The 5526-nt window shown below is 41.7% G+C and carries 3 protein-coding genes; 1 reads left to right on the top strand and 2 read right to left on the bottom strand.

The genetic code is table 11. The features are described 5' to 3' along the window. A partial coding sequence (locus F6K51_RS35015) for an RHS repeat-associated core domain-containing protein (RefSeq protein WP_293030140.1) occupies nucleotides 1–3636 on the top strand: 3636 nt, incomplete at its 5' end. 166 nt (nucleotides 3637–3802) lie between these two features. Here F6K51_RS35015 and F6K51_RS35010 read toward each other — a convergent pair. Both F6K51_RS35010 and F6K51_RS35005 read right to left on the bottom strand, forming a co-directional pair. Then, complete coding sequence (locus F6K51_RS35010; RefSeq protein ID WP_293030137.1) at nucleotides 3803–4009, bottom strand: hypothetical protein; 207 nt, start codon at nucleotides 4007–4009, stop codon at nucleotides 3803–3805. A gap of 588 nt (nucleotides 4010–4597) precedes the next feature. Continuing rightward, nucleotides 4598–5526 (bottom strand): pentapeptide repeat-containing protein (locus F6K51_RS35005; RefSeq protein WP_293030134.1); only part of this gene is annotated, 929 nt, incomplete at its 5' end.

Below are 5526 nucleotides of genomic sequence, written 5' to 3'. Positions count from 1 at the left end.
CCCAGACGCTCTTCCGATCTCAGCGATGGAAATCTCATTGCTGTTACTGACAGGGAAGATAACGAAACCCAGTTTACATATCTTAGCTCCCGCCCCCACTACTTAGATACAATTATCGACCCCTTGGGACGGGAAGGTATCCGCACTGAATATGATGATAAAGGTCGCTTGGTTAAATTAATTGATGTTGATGGTAACCCAGTTGAGTTAATCCACGACCCCGATAACTTCACCCAGACAGTTTTAGACCAGTTAAATAATCCCACAGTCTATGAATATGATGTCCGGGGTAATATCATCATTGAAATTGATGCAAAAGGTGGTGTAACTAATCGCACCTATGACGAAGACAACAATATGCTCACGGAAACAGACCCCTTGGGCAATACTACCACCTTTACCTACGACAGTGACGGTAACACTCTCACGGAAACAGACCCCCTAGGTAACGTCACCCGCTACACCTACAACTCCTCCGGTGATGTGTTAACAACTACCGACCCCCTTGGCAATACCGTCACCAATACCTATGACAGTAGGGGTAATTTAACCTCCATTTCTGGACAAGCAAACGGTACAACTACCTTAAGCTACGATGCACGGGGTGCTTTAACCTCCTTCAATGATGGAGCTGGAACTACCACCTTTGAATATGACAGATTTGGGAATGTTACCCGTCAGGTAGATGGCTTGGGTAATGAAACTACCTTTACCTATGATAATAACGGCAATGTGCTGACGGAAACCAAGCAGATGACCACTCCTGAAGGGGTGCGGACGTTGGTTACCAAGACTGAGTATGACTCGGAAGGAAGGGTGACAAAAGTTACGGATGCTGAAGGTGGGGTAACACAAACCCGCTACGATGCAGCCGGTAACCGCATTGAAGAAATTGATGCTTTGGGTCGCTCGACTAAATTTGTCTATGATGATAAAGGACAACTGCTGGAAACCATCTACCCGGATGCAACACCAAATGATAATACAGATAACCCCCGTACTCGTACTGAATATAATACCGCAGGTTGGGTAGTTGCGGAAGTTGATGAACTGGGACGCAGAACTCAGTTTGTTTATGACAAACTAGGACAACGAATTGCCACTATCTTCCCCGATGCAACGCCAGATGATGACACAGATAACCCCCGCACCAGTACTGAATATGACTTGGCAGGGCGTGTAATTGTGGAAATTGACGAGCTTGGTAATATTACCCGGTTCGTCTACGACAAAGCAGGTCGAGTTACCGCAACCATCTTGCCAGATGATACCTCAAATGATGATACTGATAATCCCAGACTTCTTACCACCTATGATGCTACAGGTCGGCGAATTTCTGAAACTGACCCCTTGGGACAAGTAACAACCTTCTTATATAACGATTTGGGTCGTCCCGTGGGACAGGAATTTGCGGATGGAACCAGTATTTCTTCCCAATTTGATGCAGCAGGACGGTTAATTGGTCGCATTGACCAAGAAGGTAACACCACTGGATATGAATATGATGCTTTGGGAAGATTAACTGCGGTGGTGGATACTTTCGGCAAGCGCACTGAATACGGATATGATGAACTAGGTAACTTAATTAGCCAGAAGGATGCCAATGGCAATGTTACCGAATTTGCATATGATGGCTTGGGTCGTCGCATTGCTAGGGAATTACCTTTAGGACAGGGTTCTACTACGACTTATGACTCTGTAGGAAATATTACCAGTACCACTGACTTTAATGGCGATATTATTACCTTTGAATATGACGAACGCAACCGCCTAATTGCGAAGAATTTCCCTGACCTCACCAGCACTACCTTTACCTATACCCTCAATGGTTTACAAGCAAGCGTTACGGATGAACGGGGAATTACTACTTACCAATATGATGAAAGAAACCGCCTCTTAGAACGCATAGATCCAGATGGGGTGGAGATTGCATATACCTATGATGCTGCTGGAAACCGCACATCTGTGAATATTCCTTCCGGTACTACCACCTATAGCTATGATGCTCAAAATCGCCTGAAAACGGTCACTGATGCTGAAAATGGAGTAACTACCTACGTTTACAATCAAGCTGCTAATTTAATCCGTACCGAATTCCCCAATGGTACGGTAGAAATCCGGGAGTATGACCAACTCAATCGACTCACTTACCTGGAAACTAAAGATGTGAATGGTTCTGTTATTAGTAGTTTCCGTTATAGCTTGGATAAAACTGGTAACCGCACAGCAGTGGAAGAACAGGATGGAAGACGGGTTGAATATGAATATGATGATTTGTATCGGTTAACGAAGGAAACAATTTTTGAGCCTGGTGCAACGGAAGCGAGCCGCACTATTGAGTATGCTTATGATGATGTGGGTAATCGCCTCAGTAGAGATAATTCTGGTGAAGGAACTACTATTTACACCTATGATAAAAATGACCGCTTGCTGAGGGAAGAAAGCAACGGTGTTGCTACTACTTATACCTACGACGATAACGGTAATACTATTTCCCGCACTAAGGGAACGGAAACGGTTAATTATGAGTGGGATGTAGAAAATCGCCTTGTAGGTGCTGATACGAATGGTGATGGTAATAATGATGTCAGCAATGAATATGATGCGGATGGAGTTCGGGTTGCACAAACGGTCAATGGGGAGGAAACACGGTTCTTAGTTGATAAAAATCGCCCCTATGCACAGGTGCTGGAGGAATATACTCCAGGGGGGATTATCAAGGTTTCTTATGTTTATGGACATGATTTAATTTCTCAGTCACAGGGAGGGGAGGAGTCTTTCTACCATGTGGATGGTTTGGGTAGTACTAGGGCTTTGAGTGATGAAAGTGGTAATGGTACTGATAGTTATATTTATGATGCTTTTGGGCAAGTTCTTACTAAGATAGGGGATACGGAGAATTCCTATTTGTTTGCTGGGGAGCAGAGGGATACGAATTTGGGATTGGATTATTTAAGGGCGAGGTATTTGGATGTTGAAACAGGACGATTTGTTAGTCGAGATCCTTTTGAAGGGTTTTTGCAAAATCCTATCTCGTTACATAAATATCTTTACGCAAATGCCAATCCAGTTAATGGCATAGATCCAAGTGGATTAATTACTCTGACGGGATTGAGTCACGCAATTAAAGCTCAGGCAAATCTAGTTCTACGTGCTGGTAGTCAACAATTACAGGGATTAGCCGGAAGGAATGCTTTCACAAGGATACTTTTTGGTCATCCACCAAAGGATTTTGGTCTTATCGGAAATCTAGTTATAGAAGGGGCTGAAAAAGCAGTAATGAGTCAGCTGGGATTGCCGACAGGGACGTTTTCCAATTCGGGAGCATTTGGTACAGCAGCGCATAATGCTTTGGAAGACCAGATTAAGAGTTATCGTCCATATAAAGATCTGGAAATTGAAGCAGAAGTCTTTTTATTAGAAAATGGGGAAACTGCAGAGAGAAAAAGGCAAAAGGGATCTCTCGGTATTGATATATTAGTTAAATACAAAGAAAAACCAGTAATCGGATTTGATTTAAAAACTGGACGAGGATTTTCTAACAGTAAACTCAAAACCATTAAGAGACGATTTGGAACTGCTATAGTTGAAATCCAAGTAGATTTTTTTGACCAGCAGGGCGGCAAACGCATCTAATTTTTATTAAGGCTGTAGGTTTATTTCATGCCAATGCTGCTATCAAAAATAATCTTTTGCAAAGTGCGATCGCATAATCTTGTAGGGTGCGTTCGCTGAAACAACCTCTGTTGCTCCACCACTTAATTATTGGGAACGCACCTGAGATTGTCATCTTTTCGGTGGATTACGCGCTCCGCGAATCCACCCTACTCACCCCAAAAGCGATCGCATATTTTTGGTATTTCATCTCTTCCTCAATTCGGTGGATAAATCCTCTGGGCAATAAACCGATGCACCGTCGAAAATTGCCAATTCTGGGGGGCATTACACAATCCATATCGCACCGGATTGTAATGAATATAATCACAATGGTTGGCAAAATCTGTTTCATCCCGAATCAGATGCTCCCAAAATTGCCTTATGGGGGGATATGGGCGTGGATAATAAGAATGAGGGCGCAAACCTTGCGCCCCTACAGGGTAATAGGGTGGTTGTATCAGGACAACGAAAACCGCGAACTGACACGTTAGTGCAAGCGATCGCTTTTGGGAAGGGATTGTTGAGGAGAGAGCGAACTGACAACGAGTGCGGGAGCGATTTGGATTTGATTGTTTGGATGATTTTGGTTGTTGACTTTTCTCTGTATTATTAGGGGCGAAACTGTTGAACTAAGCCTAGTTCTAATTCCAGGACTCAACTATGTTCCGTTCACAGAATTCCGACAGCGGAACTACTTCCCATTACGGTCAGTCTTTAACTTCCCGTTATTTTTGCCAACAAAATCAAAAATAATAAAAAGTGAATTTTAAAGGGAATTAGAGGCAAAAAGGAAATACTGCTAACTCCTATTTTGGGGATTAAAACTGGTTTTCGAGGTATTGGTAACCCAGTCGTTAGGATAGTTGTGGGATTAGTGGTGGCTATTGACCTATTGGGTGTTAACTGTAACTTGTTCTGTTGTTTTTGTCTTAAACTTGTACTAGGGTATATCTTTGGGTATATCTTTAAATTCTTTTATTAGTTTCATTCCGGCGGTTTTAGGATTAAATTTTTCAGGAAATATGGTGGGACAAGGATATCTTAGATAAAGTTTTTTGCAAGTATATTTGAATGTGCTTTCATCTGTATAAAAGGCATTTTTGAAATTAGCTTTACTTAGCTCAGCATCCCGTAAATTAGCTCCTCCTAAATAAGCGTTCCCTAAATTAGCTCGCTGTAAATTAGCTGCTTCTAAATTAGCATTCTGTAAATTAACTCCTTCTAAATAAGCGTTCCCTAAATTAGCATTCTGTAAATAAGCTCGCTTAAAATCAGCTCCTTCTAAATAAGCGTTCTCTAAATTAGCTCGCTGTAAATAAGCTGCTTCTAAATTAGCATCCTGTAAATTAGCTGCCCGTAAAGAAGCCTCTTGTAAATTAGCTGCCCATAAATTAGCATCCTGTAAATTAGCTGCCCGTAAATTAGCTGCCTGTAAATTAGCATGTTCTAAATTAGCTTCCTTTAAATCAGTAAACTTGAACCTAGCTTTCTGTAAATTAGCATAGCTTAAATCAGCTTTCTGTAAATTAGAATAACTGAAAGAAGTTTTTTGTAAATTAGCTCGCCGTAAATTAGCTCGCTGTAAATTAGCTTGCTGTAAATTAGCTTGCTGTAAATTAGCAAAGACTAAAATTGCATCAGATAGTCTTACTCCTCTTAAAGAAGCTTTTGGAGCTTCCAAACCTTCTAAACTTTCTCTATTCCAGGTCAACCAAAACCAGGGATTACGCCTAGGTTCTGAGTTTAGAAATTCCAGAGCTTGTATTCTACCACCACTGCCTTTTTGGTCATAGGCTGCTGTAATTACCTGCCATGCTTGATAAATTTCACTATCTCGTCTATCCTTTTCACCAGCGATAAAAATAATTA

This window comes from Moorena sp. SIO3I8, from assembly GCF_010692325.1.
GTDB lineage: Bacteria > Cyanobacteriota > Cyanobacteriia > Cyanobacteriales > Coleofasciculaceae > Moorena.
The sequence above is the reverse complement of the archived record's forward strand: the minus strand, read 5'-3'. Positions and strand labels throughout refer to the sequence as shown.